The 16674-nt window shown below is 63.7% G+C and carries 16 protein-coding genes and 2 riboswitches; of the genes, 14 read left to right on the top strand and 2 right to left on the bottom strand.

Annotation, left to right across the window (positions count from 1 at the left end):
• Positions 1 to 98 precede the first annotated feature (98 nt).
• Positions 99 to 971 (bottom strand): glycine--tRNA ligase subunit alpha, encoded by an 873-nt coding sequence (locus SAB01S_RS11450; RefSeq protein ID WP_021225665.1) that lies wholly within the window; start codon positions 969 to 971, stop codon positions 99 to 101.
• 128 nt (positions 972 to 1099) lie between these two features.
• Between SAB01S_RS11450 and SAB01S_RS11445 the strand changes: the two genes are divergently transcribed.
• The 5 genes from SAB01S_RS11445 (at position 1100) to cobO (ending at position 7055) form a co-directional block, all read left to right on the top strand.
• Positions 1100 to 1993, top strand: coding sequence for a TraB/GumN family protein (locus SAB01S_RS11445; RefSeq protein WP_062733146.1), 894 nt, complete (start codon positions 1100 to 1102; stop codon positions 1991 to 1993).
• 4 nt (positions 1994 to 1997) lie between these two features.
• On the top strand, positions 1998 to 2885 hold the full coding sequence (locus SAB01S_RS11440) for a TraB/GumN family protein (RefSeq protein WP_062733121.1): 888 nt from the start codon (positions 1998 to 2000) through the stop codon (positions 2883 to 2885).
• Between the two features lie 261 nt (positions 2886 to 3146).
• Entirely contained in the window at positions 3147 to 5246 is a 2100-nt protein-coding gene (locus SAB01S_RS11435; protein ID WP_062733120.1) for a TonB-dependent siderophore receptor, read from the top strand.
• Between the two features lie 21 nt (positions 5247 to 5267).
• On the top strand, positions 5268 to 5900 hold the full coding sequence (locus SAB01S_RS11430; protein ID WP_062733119.1) for a nickel uptake transporter family protein: 633 nt from the start codon (positions 5268 to 5270) through the stop codon (positions 5898 to 5900).
• 86 nt (positions 5901 to 5986) lie between these two features.
• Positions 5987 to 6212, top strand: a riboswitch (cobalamin riboswitch).
• Positions 6213 to 6446: 234 nt separating this feature from the next.
• On the top strand, positions 6447 to 7055 hold the full coding sequence (gene cobO, locus SAB01S_RS11425; protein ID WP_083951311.1) for a cob(I)yrinic acid a,c-diamide adenosyltransferase: 609 nt from the start codon (positions 6447 to 6449) through the stop codon (positions 7053 to 7055).
• On the opposite strand, the gene SAB01S_RS11420 is transcribed toward cobO, so the two are convergent.
• Entirely contained in the window at positions 7052 to 7918 is an 867-nt protein-coding gene (locus SAB01S_RS11420; RefSeq protein WP_245646462.1) for an ABC transporter substrate-binding protein, read from the bottom strand. The genes cobO and SAB01S_RS11420 overlap by 4 nt on opposite strands.
• 41 nt (positions 7919 to 7959) lie before the next feature.
• Between SAB01S_RS11420 and SAB01S_RS11415 the strand changes: the two genes are divergently transcribed.
• From SAB01S_RS11415 to cbiB, 9 genes are all read left to right on the top strand, one after another.
• A complete protein-coding gene (locus SAB01S_RS11415; RefSeq protein ID WP_062733144.1) occupies positions 7960 to 8964 on the top strand; it encodes a FecCD family ABC transporter permease in 1005 nt (334 codons plus the stop codon).
• The gene (locus tag SAB01S_RS11410) at positions 8958 to 9734 is read left to right on the top strand and encodes an ABC transporter ATP-binding protein (RefSeq protein WP_062733117.1); all 777 of its coding nucleotides are present in this window, start codon (positions 8958 to 8960) and stop codon (positions 9732 to 9734) included. The genes SAB01S_RS11415 and SAB01S_RS11410 overlap by 7 nt, the downstream gene beginning before the upstream one ends.
• Positions 9735 to 9779: 45 nt before the next feature.
• Positions 9780 to 9965: riboswitch (cobalamin riboswitch) on the top strand.
• 127 nt (positions 9966 to 10092) lie between these two features.
• Positions 10093 to 12054 (top strand): TonB-dependent receptor plug domain-containing protein, encoded by a 1962-nt coding sequence (locus SAB01S_RS11405; RefSeq protein ID WP_083951307.1) that lies wholly within the window; start codon positions 10093 to 10095, stop codon positions 12052 to 12054.
• A gap of 1 nt (position 12055) precedes the next feature.
• Positions 12056 to 12457 carry a DUF1636 domain-containing protein gene (locus SAB01S_RS11400; RefSeq protein ID WP_062733116.1) on the top strand — a complete coding sequence of 134 codons (402 nt, stop codon included), beginning with the start codon at positions 12056 to 12058 and terminating at the stop codon, positions 12455 to 12457.
• The gene (gene cobT / locus SAB01S_RS11395) at positions 12454 to 13470 is read left to right on the top strand and encodes a nicotinate-nucleotide--dimethylbenzimidazole phosphoribosyltransferase (protein ID WP_062733115.1); all 1017 of its coding nucleotides are present in this window, start codon (positions 12454 to 12456) and stop codon (positions 13468 to 13470) included. The genes SAB01S_RS11400 and cobT overlap by 4 nt, the downstream gene beginning before the upstream one ends.
• Positions 13467 to 14036: a histidine phosphatase family protein gene (locus SAB01S_RS11390; protein ID WP_062733114.1), complete on the top strand. Its 570-nt coding sequence runs from the start codon at positions 13467 to 13469 to the stop codon at positions 14034 to 14036. The genes cobT and SAB01S_RS11390 overlap by 4 nt, the downstream gene beginning before the upstream one ends.
• Positions 14033 to 14755 (top strand): adenosylcobinamide-GDP ribazoletransferase, encoded by a 723-nt coding sequence (gene cobS / locus SAB01S_RS11385; RefSeq protein ID WP_062733113.1) that lies wholly within the window; start codon positions 14033 to 14035, stop codon positions 14753 to 14755. Before SAB01S_RS11390 ends, cobS begins: the two co-directional genes overlap by 4 nt.
• Positions 14752 to 15729, top strand: coding sequence for a threonine-phosphate decarboxylase (locus SAB01S_RS11380; protein ID WP_062733112.1), 978 nt, complete (start codon positions 14752 to 14754; stop codon positions 15727 to 15729). Before cobS ends, SAB01S_RS11380 begins: the two co-directional genes overlap by 4 nt.
• On the top strand, positions 15722 to 16660 hold the full coding sequence (gene cbiB / locus SAB01S_RS11375; protein WP_062733111.1) for an adenosylcobinamide-phosphate synthase CbiB: 939 nt from the start codon (positions 15722 to 15724) through the stop codon (positions 16658 to 16660). The genes SAB01S_RS11380 and cbiB overlap by 8 nt, the downstream gene beginning before the upstream one ends.
• Positions 16661 to 16674 lie beyond the last annotated feature (14 nt).

Below are 16674 nucleotides of genomic sequence, written 5' to 3'. Positions count from 1 at the left end.
GGGGGGGGGGGGTGTCCCGCTATCGAGAGGGTGACACCCCTCCGTCATCGCCTTGCGATGCCACCTCCCCTGCGAGGGGAGGATGATAAACAGGCGCATCACGCTGCCCACCCATTATGCTTCATCCAGGCTTCGCAACTGCCGCGCGCCATGTCGCGCACCTGCCCCATATAGCTCGCGCGTTCCTGCACCGAAATGACGCCGCGCGCCTGCAACAGGTTGAAGGTGTGGCTGGCCTTGATCGCCTGTTCAAAGGCTGCGAGCGGCACGCCGCTGTCGATGCACTGGTCATATTCCGCGCGGCAGTCCTTGAACCAGCGCAGCAGCTTGTCCGTGTCCGCGACCTCGAAATTCCATTTCGACATCTGCCGCTCATTTTCGAGGAACACGTCGCCATAGGTGACGCCGGCGTCGTTGAATTTGAGGTCGTAGACGCTGTCCACCCCCTGAATATACATGGCGAGCCGTTCAAGCCCGTAGGTCAGTTCCCCCGCGACCGGCTTGCAGTCGAAGCCGCCCATCTGCTGGAAATAGGTGAACTGCGTCACCTCCATGCCGTCGCACCAGACTTCCCAGCCCAGACCCCAGGCACCCAGCGTCGGGCTTTCCCAGTCATCTTCGACAAAGCGTATGTCGTGGACCAGCGGATCGATGCCGATTTCGACCAGGCTTCCCAGATACAGCTCCTGCAAATTCGCGGGGCTGGGCTTCATGATGACCTGATATTGGTAATAATGCTGGAGCCGGTTGGGATTTTCCCCGTAGCGGCCATCGGTCGGGCGACGGCTGGGCTGCACATAGGCGGCGTTCCAGGCGTCCGGCCCCAGGCTGCGCAGCGTGGTGGCCGGGTGGAATGTGCCAGCCCCCACTTCCATGTCATAGGGCTGCAGGATGACGCAGCCCTGCTTCCCCCAATAGGCATGGAGGGTCAGGATCAGGTCCTGAAAGGAAAGCGCCTTGGTCGTCGCCACCGATGGTCCTTTTCGCTCGAAACTTGGCCTCGCGCCTTGGCGCATGGCAGGAACAGGGTCAAGGGGAAGCGGCGGCAAACAGGGTTAAGGCGCTTGCCCTGCGCGCCCGTGCTGCGCATGGATGGCGCATGACGATTTTCTCCACCCTGCTGCGCGCCTCGGCCGTTGCCTTGCTGCTGGTCGGCGGACAAGCGCAGGCCCGCTCCGATGATGTGGCCACCCCCGCCCTCTGGCGCGTCAGCGATGCGGACACCAGCATCTATCTGTTCGGAACGGTGCATGTGATGAAGCCGGGCGTCAGCTGGTTTGATGGCAAGGTGAAGCGCGCCTTCGACTTATCGGACGAATTGGTGCTGGAGATTATCGAACCGGACGATCCCCGCGCGCTCGGCACGACCATGGCGGGCATGGCGCTGGCCAAGGACGGGGTGAAACTGTCCGATCGCCTGTCACCGTCCGCGCGCGCCGCCTATCAGGCCGCGATGAAGGCCAATGGCATGCCCTGGCAGGGCTTCGAGATCTTCAATCCGTGGATGCCCGGCATGGCCCTGTCGGTCGCACCCCTGGCCCGCGCAGGCTTCCGCACCGACCTTGGCGCGGAAAAGATTTTGCGCGCGGCCGCCACCGACGCAGGCAAGCGCGTGGATGCGCTCGAAACCATCGAGCAGCAGATCGGCTTCTTCGCGGGCCTGCCGATGGACCAGCAGGTCAGCTTCCTCAACGCTACCGTCGATGGCCTGCCGGATCTGGACAAGAGTTTCGATTCCCTGCTGCGCTACTGGAAGGCCGGACAGCCCGACAAGTTGGCGCGGGAGATGAATGAGTCCCTGGAGGCCACGCCGGAATTGGCGCGCGTGTTGTTGACCGACCGCAACGCCAATTGGGCGCGCTGGATCAAGGCGCGCCTCGACCGCCCCGGCACGGTCTTCGTCGCGGTCGGTGCTGGTCATCTGGCCGGCAAGGGCAGCGTGCAGGAGCAACTGCGCGCGCTCGACATCACGGTCAGCCGGGTGAAGGATTGAGAACATGACCAGCCTTTTCCTCCGCTTCCTCGCGCTCTGTTCGCTGACGCTCGCTGTCGCCTGCGACAAGGCGCCGCCGCCCCCCGCGCAGGAGCAGGGCGGACCGGCCTTGTGGCAGGTGGAGCGCGGTGCGCTCAAAGGCTGGCTGTTTGGCACCATCCACGTTCTTCCAAAGGACGTGGCATGGGACACGCCGCCGATCCGCGACGCCATGGCGAAGGCGGACCGGCTGGTGCTGGAAGCGGCCGACCTGCAAGATGAGCAAAAGACGCTCGGCATATTCGAGGATATGGGCCGCAGCCCGAACCTGCCCCCGCTGGAACAGCGCGTCCCCGCCAAGGAACGACCTGCGCTGCTCAAAGCCATCAGCGATGGCGGCACATCCTCCCAACTCCTGTCGGGCTATGAAAGCTGGGCCGCCGCGATGCTGCTGTCTGCCGCCAGCCAGCAAGCGCTTCACGTCAGTCAGGACAATGGCGTCGAACCTGTCCTGATCGCCGCCTTCAAAAAGGCTGGCAAGCCAATCGGCGGCCTGGAAACCGTCGAGCGCCAGTTCCAGGCTTTCGACACATTGCCTCCGGACGCGCAATCCAAATTGCTGGTGCAGACCGTGCACGAGGCCAAGGGCATGAAGGCGCTCTACGACCGTATTCTGGCTGCCTGGCTGAAGGGCGACATGGAAGCGATCGCGAAGGAGGACCAGATTGGCGAGCAGCCCGACCCGGTCGTCGAGGAAGCGATCCTGACCGCACGCAACCGCGACTGGGTCAAAGCCATCGAGCCGATGACCGGCCGCCCCTTCATCGCGGTGGGCGCGGGGCATCTGACGGGCAAGGACAATCTGATCGACCTGCTGAAGGACCGCGGGTTCACGGTGACGCGGGTGCAGTAACCGATAGTCGACGGCGCGCCCACTCGCCATATTTGCATGGTGCGACCAACCACCGGTAGAAGCAATTCCATCGGCGATTGACCAATGTGCGGGCGGCTGATCACATTTCTGCCAGCCGAACTTCCTTTGCGGGCTATTGCTGGCCACCGTCACCTGTGCCAGCAACCATAAGCATCAGCCAGAAGCGAACGCTCCTCGTTATAGCTATTGCAACATACTCTCAATAGCTATAGGCCTGCCGTCCTTGGCAAAGGGGATATCATGCATTTCGTTCGCTCTTCCGCGCTTTATACTGCGTCGGCCTTCGCACTAGCATGGCCGATGACCGCCTATGCGCAAGCCTCAGATGTCGGTTCCGATTACGGAGATTCGATTGTCGTGACCGCCATCCAATATGCGGGCACGAAAACCGATACGCCTCTCATTGAAACGCCCCAGCCCATCACCGTCATCGACGCAGATCAATATCTGTCGCAGGGTGCGGTCAGCATCAGCGATACCGTCAAATATGCCGCTGGCGTGCTGGCCAATCCCTATGGTCGGGATACGCGCGTCGATGGCTTCACGATCCGCGGCATCAGCGCGCTTCAGTTTCGGGACGGGATGCGGGACATTTTCAGCTATTACGCCAGCATTACGTCCGACCCCTATAATTTCTCCCGCGTCGAAATCGTGCGCGGTCCAGCGTCGGTGCTGTTCGGCCAAGGCTCGATTGGTGGCCTCGTCAATCTCGTGTCCAAGACCCCGCAATTCCAGACCGGGGGCGAGGTCAACCTGGTCTATGGCAGCTATGATCGCAAGGAAGCGATGGCGGACGTCAATCTGGCATTGAGCGATACGCTTGCGGTTCGTGGCGTAGCCAGGGTTCGCGACGCCGATACATTTGTCGATAATGTGGCCGACGATCGCGTAATGTTCGCGCCGTCCATTCGCTGGCAGCCGACGCCCGATACCGACATTGTCCTGACAGGTCTTTACCAGGAGGATGATAGCGGATCGACGTCGCAGTTTCTGCCGATCGTGGGGACATTCCGCCCCAATCCCACCTATTCCGGCAAGCTCGACCGCTTCACCTTTGTCGGCAAGCCGGGGTGGGACCGCTATTCGGGACGCTCGCTGCAAGGCGGCGGGTCGATCACTCATGATTTTTCGGACAATATCCGGTTGAGCCTCAAGGCGCGCTATATCGACAGCGACCTGGAATATTTCACCCATTATGCCGACAGTTACACCAACCCGACCAATCCCTATGCGGTGTACGGCACGGATGGTCGCACCATCGGTCTTTATGCCGACGCCAGCGACGCGCGGATGAACGTGTTTTCAACGGACAATAATCTGCAGGTCAAGTTCAGCACCGGCGCCGCGATCGAGCATGTGCTGCTCGCAGGTATCGACTACAGCTGGAACAAGGTCGGCAAGCGCTATGCCAGCGGCACCGAGATCATCGATCTTTACGACATCGATTATGATGCCTTGCAGACCTATGACCCGACCGGCCCGTTCAGCTACGATTCCCAGAAACAGCTTGGCGTATATGTCCAAGACCAGATCCGGTTTTTTGACCGCATATCCGTTGTGCTCGGCGCGCGGCGGGACCATGTCACCAGCACAGCGGGCACGAAAGACAATGCCACGACCTTTCGCGCGGGGATAATCGGGGAAATCGGCGCGGGTTTCTCGCCTTTCTTCAGCTATACGGAAAGCTTCCTGCCGATCGCCGGCGTCAACAGTGATGGCGAAGGGTTCCGCCCACAGACCGGCACGCAATATGAAGCGGGTGTGAAATGGCAGCCGCAGCTCGCCACGTTGGTGACGGTGACGGCGTTCCATATCAAGGAGCGCAACCGCGTACTCTATCTTCCCAACAATGTGACGACGCAGTCGGGCGAACTGACGACCAAGGGTATCGAGGTCGAGGCGAGCCATCGCTTGCCGGGCGATTTCGAATTGGTGGTCAACTATGGCTATAACAAGCTGAAATCCGAAGTGAATAGCAGCCTCAATTACATGCCGCGGCACACGGCGTCGGTCTGGTCGACCAAGACGTTCGGCATGACCGAATCGGCGCAACTGCGCCTGGGCGCAGGCGTGGTCTATAGCGGCAAGAGCAAATCAACCGGGGCGATCGATCCCTACGGGCTTGACCCCACTATCCCCGCAGGCACGCTCTACACCATCGTAACGCCGTCGCGCACGACCGTGGACGCTCTAGCGGAAATCAATTGGAACAGCTGGCGCTTTGCGATCAACGCGACAAATTTGCTCAACAATCACTATTATGCGTCCTGCTTGGCGCGGGGCGACTGCTTCATGGGCGCGCCGCGCAACGTGATGGGCACGGTCGGCTTCCGCTTCTGACGAGTGATGAGGAGAGAGACAATGAAGAGATGGCCGCTCGCGCTTCTGGCGCTGATGACCCTGCCCATGGCGGCGCAGGCCCATGAAATCTGGGTCGAGCGCGATGGCAATGGACCGGCGCGCATTTACCTCGGCGAACCGGGCGAAGTCCTGCCCGAAGGCGGCGATCCGGAATTTGAGAAGCTCAAGGCCCCCAAGCTCGTCGGGGCAAGTGACGCGGCTCGGGTCCGCAAGACGGGCTATATCGAAGTCGCCGCGCCGGCGGGTGACGTGCGGGTCACGGATGACAGCGTGTTCGACCCCTGGGGCGAGGATGGCAAGAAGCAGGGCGTCATCTATTATGCCCGCGCAGGCCGCGCCGAGCCCAAGGCTATATTGCCGCTGGAAATCGTGCCGACGGCGGCAGGGGCGGAAAGCTTCACGCTGATGCGGAATGGCAAGCCTGTTCCGGCCGCTAAGATACTGGCGATCTCTCCCGACAAATGGTCAAAGAATTTCGTCACGGACGATCAGGGTCGCGTATCCCTGCCCATTTCTGCCAAGGGACGCTATATTTTGAGCGCCACGCAGGAAGAAAGCGGCAATCTGGCGCTGCGCGGCACGCCGGTTGCCACCATCTATCACATGACGACGACCAGCTTCGTCAAGGATTGATCGCGGGAGGCGCGGCGCAGTCAGGCTTGCGATTGCCAAGGCTGCGCCGCCCGCGCTATGGCGCGATCGCGGACTCGCAAAGATGTCCGTCAAAGATCGCGCTGGTGCCCATATCGGGCTTAATAGGGAATATGGTGCGGCTGCGCTTCGGGCGGCCAATGCCATGGCTGTCCCTGCAACTGTAAGCGGTGAGCGCGTCGCACGGGTTCCGGCCTTGATAGCCGGAGCGGCCACTGGGCATGACTGTCCGGGAAGGCGTGCGGCGGGCGACGACCTGCGAGCCAGGAGACCTGCCGGCGTGGGTCGCTCTTGTCCTTGGTCCAGGGGATGGCCGGGGCGCGGCATGTCCGGCGAGCGACGACCAGGCGGCAGGGGTCGCCACGGCAGGCAGGTCGACCGGTGTCAGGACGCAGACGCCCGGCCCGCCCACCGGTCGATCGCACGCCGCGGATCGGCAGACCCTTAGCCTTCGTTGCACCCGCGTCGGAGAGTCAGGGAAGTGAAGTCAATCATCATCTACTATGCCATCATCACGGGCTTTGGCCAGTGAAGCCGCGCACCGACGCCGAGCATCAGGAACGGATGCGCAAGCTCAAGGTCGCGCAGGACAGGAAGGTGGCGTCGAAGACGATCGAAAAAGGGCTGATCATCGTCCATACCGGCACCGGCAAGGGCAAGACGTCGGCCGCGCTCGGCATGGTGGTCCGCGCCATCGGCCATGGCATGAAGGTTGGCGTCATCCAGTTCGTCAAGGGAGCGATGCAGACCGGCGAAAAGGCGGCGTTCGATCGCTTTCCCGACCTCGTCGAATTCAAGCCCATGGGCGAAGGCTTCACGTGGGACACGCAGGACCGCAGCCGCGACATCGCCGTTGCGCGCGCGGCGTGGGACGAAGTGAAGCGAATGATCGCTGATTCCTCCTATCACATGGTGGTTGCCGACGAACTCAACATCGTGCTGCGTTACGACTATCTGCCGGTCGATGAGGTTCTGGCCGTGCTGGCGGACAAGCCGGCCATGACGCATGTCATCATCACCGGTCGCAATGCGCCGCAGGCCCTGATCGACGCGGCGGACCTCGTCACTGACATGACGCAGGTCAAACACCCCTTTCGCGAACAGAATGTGAAGGCGCAGCGGGGGATCGAATTTTAATGTTGTTGCGCGTCGAAGCGGGCGATTTGCGCCGACATACTGTGCGCGGCGCGGGCATAGGCAGCGCTGCCGCACACCGTCCAGGCCTGTGGAATGCTGATGCGCGGAATGTTGCGCAGCGCGGGGTGGTGCAGCATTTCGCTCCCCTGGTCCGTGACCGCATCCGTCGCGCTTTCCACGATCAGGAAATCCGGGCGCGCCGCCACCATCTCCTCCAGGCTCACCTGGGCCAGCGCCGGCTTCCCCAATTTTGCCGCCAGATTGGTAAGGCCCACGCGCTGCATCAGGTCATCCACCAGCGTGCCGGTGCCGGTCATATAGCCGCGCCGCTGATAATAAGCGGCAACCCGCCCTCGCCCGCTTTTCTGCAAGCCGACAAGATTGCGCTCCATGGCCGCGATCATGGCCCGGCCACGCTCTGGATGGCCAACGGCCCTGCCGACTTCTCTGATCGCGTCGTAAATATCGGCCAGTCGGTCCGTGCTTTTAAGGTCAAGCGTCCGATTGTGATGCCCCTTGAGCGCCGAGAGCGCTGCACTGCGGCTGGCGGGCATCCCGACGACCAAGTCGGGATCGATCCCGAGGATATGCTCGGCCGAACTGCTGAGCAGAGGCAATCCCCGCGCCCGGTCGGCCTCCGCAGACATTTCGCGATCGGCCGCATTGCGGGTGAGGCCGGCAATCTGGCTTCTATCCGCCAGCGCCAGCACCAGTTGATCCGCGCACAGATTGACCGACACGATCCGCCTGGGCGCGAAACCCGTCGACCGGCCGGAAAGCGCGTCCTTTGCCCAAAGGCCAGAGCCAAGGGCGGCGACCATCAGGCAAGATGCGAAAATCGGTATGAGGGCCTTGCGCGTCATGCCACGCCCCATAGCTCTTGGACACTGGCGAGCCAATGGCGATGACGAGGCTTTATGGGCGCGGTCGCACTCTGCTGCTAGCCGGGCTGTTTTCGCTGGCTCTGATCGCAGCATTCGGGTCCCTGTTACTAGGCGCCGTCGCCCTGCCCCTAGCCCGCATCGTGGCGGCGCTGACCGGTCATGGCGACGCCATCACCCACACGATCCTGTTCGATCTGCGCATTCCGCGTACACTGCTGGGTCTTGCAGTGGGCGCAATGCTGGGGCTGTCGGGCGCGTCTCTCCAGGGCTATCTCCGCAACCCGCTGGCCGAGCCTTCGGTGCTGGGCACGTCGAGCGCAGCGGCGCTGGGCGCGGTCGGCGCGCTCTATTTCGGCTTTGCGCAACTCCATCCGCTGATGCTGCCGGCGATGGCGATTGGCAGCGCCTGCCTGTCGCTGGTCCTGCTCTTCTTCCTTGCCGGACGATCGGAAAGTTCATTGACCCTTATCCTGGCAGGGATCGCCGTCGCGACGCTGGCGCAGGCCGGCATCAGCCTGGCGCTCAACCTGTCACCCAACCCCTTCGCTGCCATGGAGATCATGACCTGGTTGCTCGGCAGTCTGGAGAACCGGTCGTTCGATCATCTCTGGATCGCCCTGCCCTGCATTGTCCTTGGCATGCTGCTGCTGATCTGGGACGGTCGCGCGCTCGATGCGCTGACGCTGGGGGAGGACGGCGCGATGGCGCTGGGCGTGGACCTTCGCCGCACCCGCCTGCGGCTGATGCTGGGCACGGCCATCGGCGTCGGCGGGGCGGTGGCCGTGTCCGGAACCATCGGCTTTATCGGTCTGATCGTGCCTCACCTCATACGTCCGCTGACCGATCGCAGCCCCTCCGCCATCCTGCTGCCCGCCGCATTGGGGGGCGCGGCGCTGCTGACCCTGTCCGATATTGCCGTGCGCCTGATCCCCACCACCAATGAATTGAAGCTGGGCGTCGTGACGGCATTTCTTGGTATTCCCATCTTTCTCCTCCATCTTTTGCGGGAGCGGCGGCTATGGTGATGCTCACGCTCGAAGGGGTCTGCGTTACGCTTGGCCGCCGCACGGTCCTGCATGACGTTCATGCCAATCTGACGGCAGGAACACTGGTCGGCATTGTCGGCCCCAATGGCGCGGGCAAATCCACGCTCGCCCGCGCGATCATGGCGCTGGTCCCTGCGCGGGGAAGGGTTGCCCTCGACGAGCAGCCTGTCGGCGCACTCCGGCGGGCGGACCTTGCCAGACAGATCGCGTATCTGCCGCAGGGGCAGACATTGCACTGGCCCCTCACCGTCGAGCGTCTTGTGGGCCTCGGCCGGCTGCCCCATCTCGGCCCGATGTCGCGCCTGGCCGAAACCGACGCCGCCGCGATCGAAAAGGCGATGGAGCGAGCGGACGTCATCGACCTTCGCCACCGCATTGCCACGCAATTGTCCGGGGGTGAGCGCGCTCGCGTCCTGCTCGCGCGCGCGCTCGCCGTCGAAGCTCCCGCCCTCATCGCGGACGAACCGCTCGCCAGCCTCGATCCGGGACATCAGATCGACGTCATGGACCTGCTGCACGATCAGGCCCGTCACGGGGCGCTGGTCATCGCGGTTCTGCATGACCTCACCATGGCGGCGCGCTATTGTGATCGCCTGATCCTGATCGATGAGGGACGCCTCATTGCTGACGGCAGTCCTCGACAGGTACTGACACCGGATCATCTCGCCATGGTCTATGGCATAGACGTGCGGGTGGATATGGATGGAGATTGGCCCAGCATCCTTCCGACGGGCCGCCGTCGCCGATGATTTTTGCCCGCGCGAAACGATTGACGGCTTGCCACCTTCCGATGTAACGGCCGCGCAGCGACAGGTTCCCCGGTGACGGGGATGAAAATGGGAACGGATAACACCCGGCTGCCCCTGCAACTGTATGCGGTGAGTCATCGGCCATATGCCATTGGAAGCGCAGCTTCCGAGAAGGCGGCCGACCGGCGCTGACCCGCAAGCCAGGAGACCTGCCCGTCGCCGTCGTCTTTCGCGCGGACAGGGTGAGCCGGGCGGACGGGGGTAAACCCGCATGACGACAGGAAGCGCCGTGCTTTGCGCGGGCGATGTCGTTTGTCCTTTTCACAAGGGGACGGCATGGCCCGCGTGCGCGTGGCTCGTGTCAAAAGGGGTTACCATGCAGAGCCTGTTGCTCAAGACTTCCACCGCCGTCATCGCGTTCACTCTTGCCTGCCCGGCATTGGCGCAGTCGCCTGACGAGATGAGCGATGCAGACGGCATTGTCGTCACCGCCACCCGCGCGCCCACGCCACTGGACCAAGTGCCCGCCTCCATCACGGTTCTGGACAAGGCCGCAATCGACCGGGCGCAGGATATCGGCGCAGCCGAATTGCTGCTGCGCACGCCGGGCATCAGCCTGTCCCGCAACGGCGGCTATGGCACCGCCACATCGCTGCGCATCCGCGGTGCGGAATCCGAACAGACCGTCGTGGTCATCGACGGGGTGAAGCTCAACGATCCGTCCTCGACCGGCGGCGGCTATAATTTCGCCAATCTGCTCATCGGGGATGCGCAGCGAATTGAGGTGCTGCGTGGCCCCCAATCGACGCTCTGGGGAAGCCAGGCGATCGGCGGCGTGGTCAACATCGTCACCGCCAGCCCGCAGGCGCCACTGGAAGGCAGTTTCGACATAGAAGCCGGATCGCGCGATACCGTCAGCGCCCGCGCCGCGCTGGGCGGTGTGTCCGGGCCGCTGAGCTGGCGGATCGGCGGCCAGTCCTTCACAACCGACGGCATTTCAGCGATCGCGCCGGCCTTTGGCGGTGGCGAGCGGGATGGCTATACCAATCGCAATGTCGCCGGACGCGCGGAACTGGCGCTCGGTGCAAATGCCAGCATCGACCTGCGGGGCTATTATTCGACAGGCCGGGTGGAAATTGACGGGTTTAGCGGCGACGCGTCTGATTACAGCCATAACCGCGAATTTGTCGGCTATGCCGGCCTCAACTTTGCGATGCTCGACGGACGATTGCGCAATCGCATCGCCTATAGCTATACCGACACCGATCGCGACAGCTACAGCCCCGAACTTGAACAGCCTTTGAGCTTCGAAGCGGCCGGGAAGAACCGCCGGTTCGAATATCAGGGCATTTTCGACCTGTCCGATCGCATCTCCGCCACCTTCGGCGTTGAAAATGAGCGGTCGCGCTTCAAAAGCCGTTCGCCATCCGGATCGCTGTCCGATCCCCTGCCCGACTTTGTCCGGGGCAAGGCGGAAATAACCAGCGTCTATGGCCAACTGACCGTCCGGCCGCTCGATGGCCTCACCATCAATGGCGGCGTGCGGCATGACGATCATAATCGCTATGGCGGGCGCACGCTGTTTTCGGCGGGCGGCATCTGGGTCCTGCCCAGCGGAACGACCTTGCGCGCCAGCTATGGCGAAGGGTTCAAGGCCCCTTCCCTCTACCAGCTGTTCAGCGAATATGGGAATGTGAACCTCGACCCCGAACGCGCCCATGGATGGGAAGCGGGTGTGCAGCAAGCCTTTTTCGGCGATAGCCTGACGATTGGCGCGACCTATTTCGAACGGACGACGACCGGGCAGATCATCTATAATGGCTGCGACTTTGGCAGCACCGATCCTCTTTGCGTCGTGCCGGGCACCGACACGCCGCGCTGGGGCTATTATCTGAACGTCGCGCGCGCGGAGGCTCACGGCATCGAAGCGGACGCCGCGCTGCGCCTTGGCGGATGGACGCTGGACGGCAATTATAGCTGGACCGTGGCGAAGGACCGCTCCGCCGGAACCGCCAATGAAGGAAACTGGCTGCCCCGCCGCCCGCGCCATATGGCCAATGCGTCTGTCTCCTATGATTTCGCCTTCGGCCTCACCCTGGGATCAGCGGTTCGCTGGGCAGGCAATAGCTATGATAATGCGTCCAACGCCACGCGGCTTGACGATTATACGCTGGTCGACCTGCGGGCGGAATATCGGCTGAACGAGAGCGTTCGGCTGTTCGCGCGGGCGGAAAATGTCTTCGACGAACAATATATGACTGCCTATCGCTACGGCACGCTGGGCCGCAGCATCTATGCCGGGATCAGGGGTCGTTTCTGACATGCTGACCCCGGTCGACCCCGGCCCGTCCGTGGTGGCGTGCAGCAGTTGCCGTCGTCCCGACGGTCCGGCGTCGAGGGAGCCGCGCGATGGCGCGCGGCTCCTGGCGGCGCTGGAACGGGTGCAGGCAAGCGATCCGGCCTATCAGGGCATCGCCCTTCAATCGATGCCCTGCCTGTTCGCCTGTGGCGACGGATGCACGGTTCACCTGCGGGCGCCGGCCAAGATCGGCTATGTCCTGGGCCGCTTCGACCCGGATGAGGACGCAGCGCGCGCGATCCTGGATTATGCGCTGCATCATGCGGCCAGTGCGGAAGGCCAGGTGCCCTATGCCCTCTGGCCGCAGGGTGTGAAGGGCCATTTCCTGGTCCGCGTGCCTCCAGCAGGATATGTCGCGACATGACCGGCTTTTCGACCATTGCTGCCTTTGAGGCTGCTCTTGCCGACCTGCCCGTTCCCTACCGGCAGGCACAGGCGGCGGCGCGCGATCGACAGGCGCACCTGACCAAGCCGGCCGGATCGCTGGGCAGGCTGGAGGACATCGCGATCTTCTTCGCCGGCTGGCAGAAGCGGGTCCGCCCCAGGATCGACAAGGGGCGCGCGGTCGTCTTCGCCGGCAATCATGGCGTCACGGCGCAGGGCGTCAGCGCCTTTCCCGCCAGCGTCACCGCGCAGATGGTCGATAATTTCAAACGCGGCGGCGCGGCCATCAACGCCCTCACCCGCGCGGCCGGTCTTGACCTTCGCGTCGTCCCCATCGACCTTGATCGCCCGACGCAGGACTTCTCGATCGCACCTGCCATGTCCGCTGACGAATGCCTGACAGCGCTCAGCATCGGTGCAGCACAGGTTGACGCCGATCTCGACATGATCGTGCTCGGCGAAATGGGGATAGGCAATTCTACGGCGGCGGCGGCTTTGTGCGCCCGTAGTTTCGGGGAGGGCGCTGCGGCATGGACCGGCCCAGGCACCGGCGTGGATGACGCCGGCGTGCAGCGCAAGATTGACGTCATCGACCGCGCGCTCGCCCTCCATCGCGCGGCACCGCGTTCCGCCTTTGAAACGTTGCGCCACGTTGGTGGCCGGGAAATCGCCGCCATGGCCGGGGCGATGCTGCGCGCGCGCCAGCTTCGCGTGCCGGTCCTGCTTGACGGGTTCATCTGCTGCGCGGCGCTGGCTCCCTTGGCGCGCGACAATCCGGCGATCACCGATCATTGTATCGCGGGCCATTGTTCAGCCGAACCGGGCCACACGCGGTTGCTCGACCGTCTGGGGCTCGATCCGTTGCTGTCGCTGACCATGCGTCTGGGCGAAGGCAGTGGCGCCGCGGTGGCAACCAATATCGTGCGGTCTGCGCTCGCCGCCCATGCCGAGATGGCGACCTTTGCCGAAGCCTCTGTTTCGGAAGGGAAATGACCAGCTATCGCCTGCACTTGCTCCGCCATGGCGAACCCGTCATACCCGGCCTGATGCTGGGCCGCACGGACATGGCACCCACGCAAGAGGGTATCGACCATTGCGTGCGGCAGGCGCGCGGTTTGCATCTCGATCAATTGATCGCATCCCATAGGATGCGCTGTCGCTTGCCAGCCGCGGCCATTGGTGCGGAGCAGGATCTGACCCCGGCACTGGACCCGCGCTGGTGCGAACTGGATTTCGGGGAATGGGACGGGCGCGCCGCTGCCGATCTGGATGCGCAGGCGCTCAGCTTATTCTGGGCCGACCCGGACGCTTATCCGCCCCCCGGCGGCGAGCGCTGGTCCGATCTGCGCGATCGCGTGTCGGCCGCGCTTACGGGGCTTACGCCGCGTTCTACCCTGGTGCTTACTCATGGCGGGCCGATGCGGGCCACTCTTCACCTGCTGTGCGGTTTTGATTGGCCGCAGCTTTGGTCGTTCGACCTCCCCTATGGCGCCTTGCTGTCGTTGCAGGTCTGGCCGGGGGATCGGCCATCGGCGCAGATTGTCGGGCTGGCGCGATGAAGCGTTTTGTTCTTGCGCTCCAATTTCTGACCCGCCTGCCCCTGCCCACCGTAACGGCCGATACCGATGATTTTGCAACCTCGATCCGGTGGTTCCCGGCCGCCGGCATCATCATCGGCGTGCTGGTGATGGCAGCGGCCTGGGCTGGTGCGCAGATAGACAGTTGGATCGGCGCGCTGGCGGCGCTGGCGGCCTGGACCTGGATCACAGGCGCGCTGCATCTCGATGGTCTGGGCGATATCGCCGACGCCGCCGGCGCAGCGCACAAAGGCAAGGACAGGCTCGTCGCCGTGCTGCGTGATCCGCATGCCGGCAGCTTCGCCATCGTTGCAATCGCAATGCAACTGATCGCGAAACTCATTCTGTTGCACTATCTGATCGATGTGAATGCCTTTATCGCCCTGGCCCCCATCCCCTTTGCCGCCCGCATCGCGCCCCTATGCTGGGCGCGCTGGTTGCCGCCGCTTCATGAGGGGCTGGGATCACGCTTTCGTCATGCCGTGCGCGCGGTCGACCTCATCCTCTGGGCTTTGGCGCTCATCGCGGCTGCCATGATGGTGTCGCCTTCGCTGCTATCCCTGCCCTTGGCGGTACTCCTTTGGGGACGGTGGATCAGGCGGCACATCGGCGGCATCTCGGGCGATGGCCATGGCGCTGGCATTGAACTCACCGAAACGACCCTGCTGGTGGCCGCGTCCGTCATGGCTGACCTGGCATGACTAGCCCCTTTGTCTGGCATGGCGGCGCTTTGGAAGCGGCCAGGCAGGCATTTGGCGATAATGGGCCGTGGCTCGACCTGTCGACCGGGATCAATCCTGATCCGTGGCCCGGCGCGGCCGGCCTGATTCTCGACTGGCATCGCCTCCCCGAAGCATCGGCGCTGCAGGAATTGGAGCGGGCCGCCGCAGCCTATTTCGGCGTCGAGCCTGCTCATATCTGCGCGGTTCCGGGCACGGAAATCGGGATGCGGCTGGTCGGACAGATGCTAGGCGGGCCGGCTTATCATGTCACGCCCGCCTATCGCACACATGCCGAGATGATCCCAGGCAGCATGCCGATAGCAGCGCAGGATGCCGCAGGAACGTCGGCTACCCTGATAGTGGCCAATCCCAACAACCCGGACGGGCGGACGATGAGCCGCACAGACCTGCAACCGCTGCTGCACGGGCGGTCCGATCACCGCTGGCTGTTACTGGACGAAGCCTTTGCCGACGTCGATCCACGCATCAGCCTAGCCAGCGCGGTTGACGATGCAGAGCGGCTCATCATCTTCCGGTCCTTCGGAAAATTTTTCGGGCTGGCGGGCGTTCGCCTGGGTTTCGTCCTGGGACCCCGGACGATGGTCGAGCCGCTCCGCCGACTGCTCGGCGCTTGGCCATTGTCTTCCGCTGCGCTGGCGATCGGCGCCGCTGCTTATCAGGACCAGCAGTGGATTGCGCAGACACGGCTGGCACTGCCCCGCGCCGCTGCCAGACTTGACGCGCTGTTGAACGACCATGGCTATAGCGCGGTCGGCGCCTGCCCGCTGTTCCGCCTGATTGAAACGGAAGACGCCCGTGCACTGTTCAACCGTCTCGCCCGGCAGGGTATATTGACGCGGCCCTTCACCGATCAGCCGCAATGGCTGCGTATCGGATTGCCGCGCGTCGCGGCGGACCTTGACCGGCTGGACCGAGCCTTGCGTGATGGTTGAGCCAGCGGCGATGATTGCCCTGATACTCGACGCAGGTTTCGGCTGGCCGGAACGCCTCTATCGCGGCGTCGGCCACCCGATCGGTCTGTTCGCCCATGTCATCGAGGGGTGCGAAAGACGGTGGAACCTCCCGTCCTTCGCTTTTGGCACGCGCCGCGCATGGGGTGTTGCGACCTTGATCCTGCTGCTCGGTGCGGTGATCGGCGTTACCGTCGCACTGACGCTGATTGTCGAACAACTGACGGGCAAAGCGGCATGGATTGGCCTCGGCATCCTGGCATGGCCCGCTCTGGCCCAGCGCAGCCTGTTCCAGCATGTCCGCGCCGTCACCGCTGCCCTCCACGCCAACTCCGTGCCAAAAGCGCGAGAGGCCTTGAGCGCGATCGTCGGACGCGACACCGACAGGCTGGACGAAGCCGGGATTTCGCGCGCGGCGATCGAGAGCTTGGCGGAAAGCTTCTGCGACGGCGTCGTCGCGCCGCTTTTCTGGCTGTTGCTCCTGGGGCTTCCCGGCGTCTGGGCGTATAAGGCGATCAACACGGCGGACAGCCTGATCGGCCATCGCGAGGAACGCTGGCGCGCGTTCGGCTGGGCGGCCGCGCGAATCGATGACGTAGCCAATCTGATCCCGGCGCGCCTGTCCGCTCTTCTGCTCTGCCTTGCCGGCGGAGGCGGCTGGCGCGTCCTGTGGCGGGATGCGGGCAAACATGCATCGCCCAATGCCGGTTGGCCCGAAGCAGCGATGGCGGGCGCATTGGGACTAAGACTGGCGGGGCCTGTGGCCTATGATGGCGAGTTGTACGACAAACCATGGATCAACGCCGAAGGGCGATCGGCCGACGGGCGGGATATCGATCGTGCGCTCCGTATCTATATCACCGCCTGCATGCTTTTATGGGTGATCACCGCCGCGGCCATCTTGGCATCTTAACCGCAAACAAGGAC

The organism is Sphingobium abikonense NBRC 16140 (assembly GCF_001598335.1).
Classification (GTDB): domain Bacteria; phylum Pseudomonadota; class Alphaproteobacteria; order Sphingomonadales; family Sphingomonadaceae; genus Sphingobium; species Sphingobium abikonense.
Note: the sequence above shows the minus strand (reverse complement) of the source record. Positions and strands in the feature narration are given on the sequence as shown.

Bases quoted from the DNA above. Each gene is read 5' to 3' on its own strand.
- SAB01S_RS11445 (WP_062733146.1), top strand. From the start codon at position 1,100: ATGACGATTTTCTCCACCCTGCTGCGCGCCTCGGCCGTTGCCTTGCTG.
- SAB01S_RS11440 (WP_062733121.1), top strand. From the start codon at position 1,998: ATGACCAGCCTTTTCCTCCGCTTCCTCGCGCTCTGTTCGCTGACGCTC.
- SAB01S_RS11435 (WP_062733120.1), top strand. From the start codon at position 3,147: ATGCATTTCGTTCGCTCTTCCGCGCTTTATACTGCGTCGGCCTTCGCA.
- SAB01S_RS11430 (WP_062733119.1), top strand. From the start codon at position 5,268: ATGAAGAGATGGCCGCTCGCGCTTCTGGCGCTGATGACCCTGCCCATG.
- SAB01S_RS11420 (WP_245646462.1), bottom strand. From the start codon at position 7,918: ATGACGCGCAAGGCCCTCATACCGATTTTCGCATCTTGCCTGATGGTC.
- SAB01S_RS11415 (WP_062733144.1), top strand. From the start codon at position 7,960: ATGACGAGGCTTTATGGGCGCGGTCGCACTCTGCTGCTAGCCGGGCTG.
- SAB01S_RS11410 (WP_062733117.1), top strand. From the start codon at position 8,958: ATGGTGATGCTCACGCTCGAAGGGGTCTGCGTTACGCTTGGCCGCCGC.
- SAB01S_RS11400 (WP_062733116.1), top strand. From the start codon at position 12,056: ATGCTGACCCCGGTCGACCCCGGCCCGTCCGTGGTGGCGTGCAGCAGT.
- cobT (WP_062733115.1), top strand. From the start codon at position 12,454: ATGACCGGCTTTTCGACCATTGCTGCCTTTGAGGCTGCTCTTGCCGAC.
- SAB01S_RS11390 (WP_062733114.1), top strand. From the start codon at position 13,467: ATGACCAGCTATCGCCTGCACTTGCTCCGCCATGGCGAACCCGTCATA.
- cobS (WP_062733113.1), top strand. From the start codon at position 14,033: ATGAAGCGTTTTGTTCTTGCGCTCCAATTTCTGACCCGCCTGCCCCTG.
- SAB01S_RS11380 (WP_062733112.1), top strand. From the start codon at position 14,752: ATGACTAGCCCCTTTGTCTGGCATGGCGGCGCTTTGGAAGCGGCCAGG.
- cbiB (WP_062733111.1), top strand. From the start codon at position 15,722: ATGGTTGAGCCAGCGGCGATGATTGCCCTGATACTCGACGCAGGTTTC.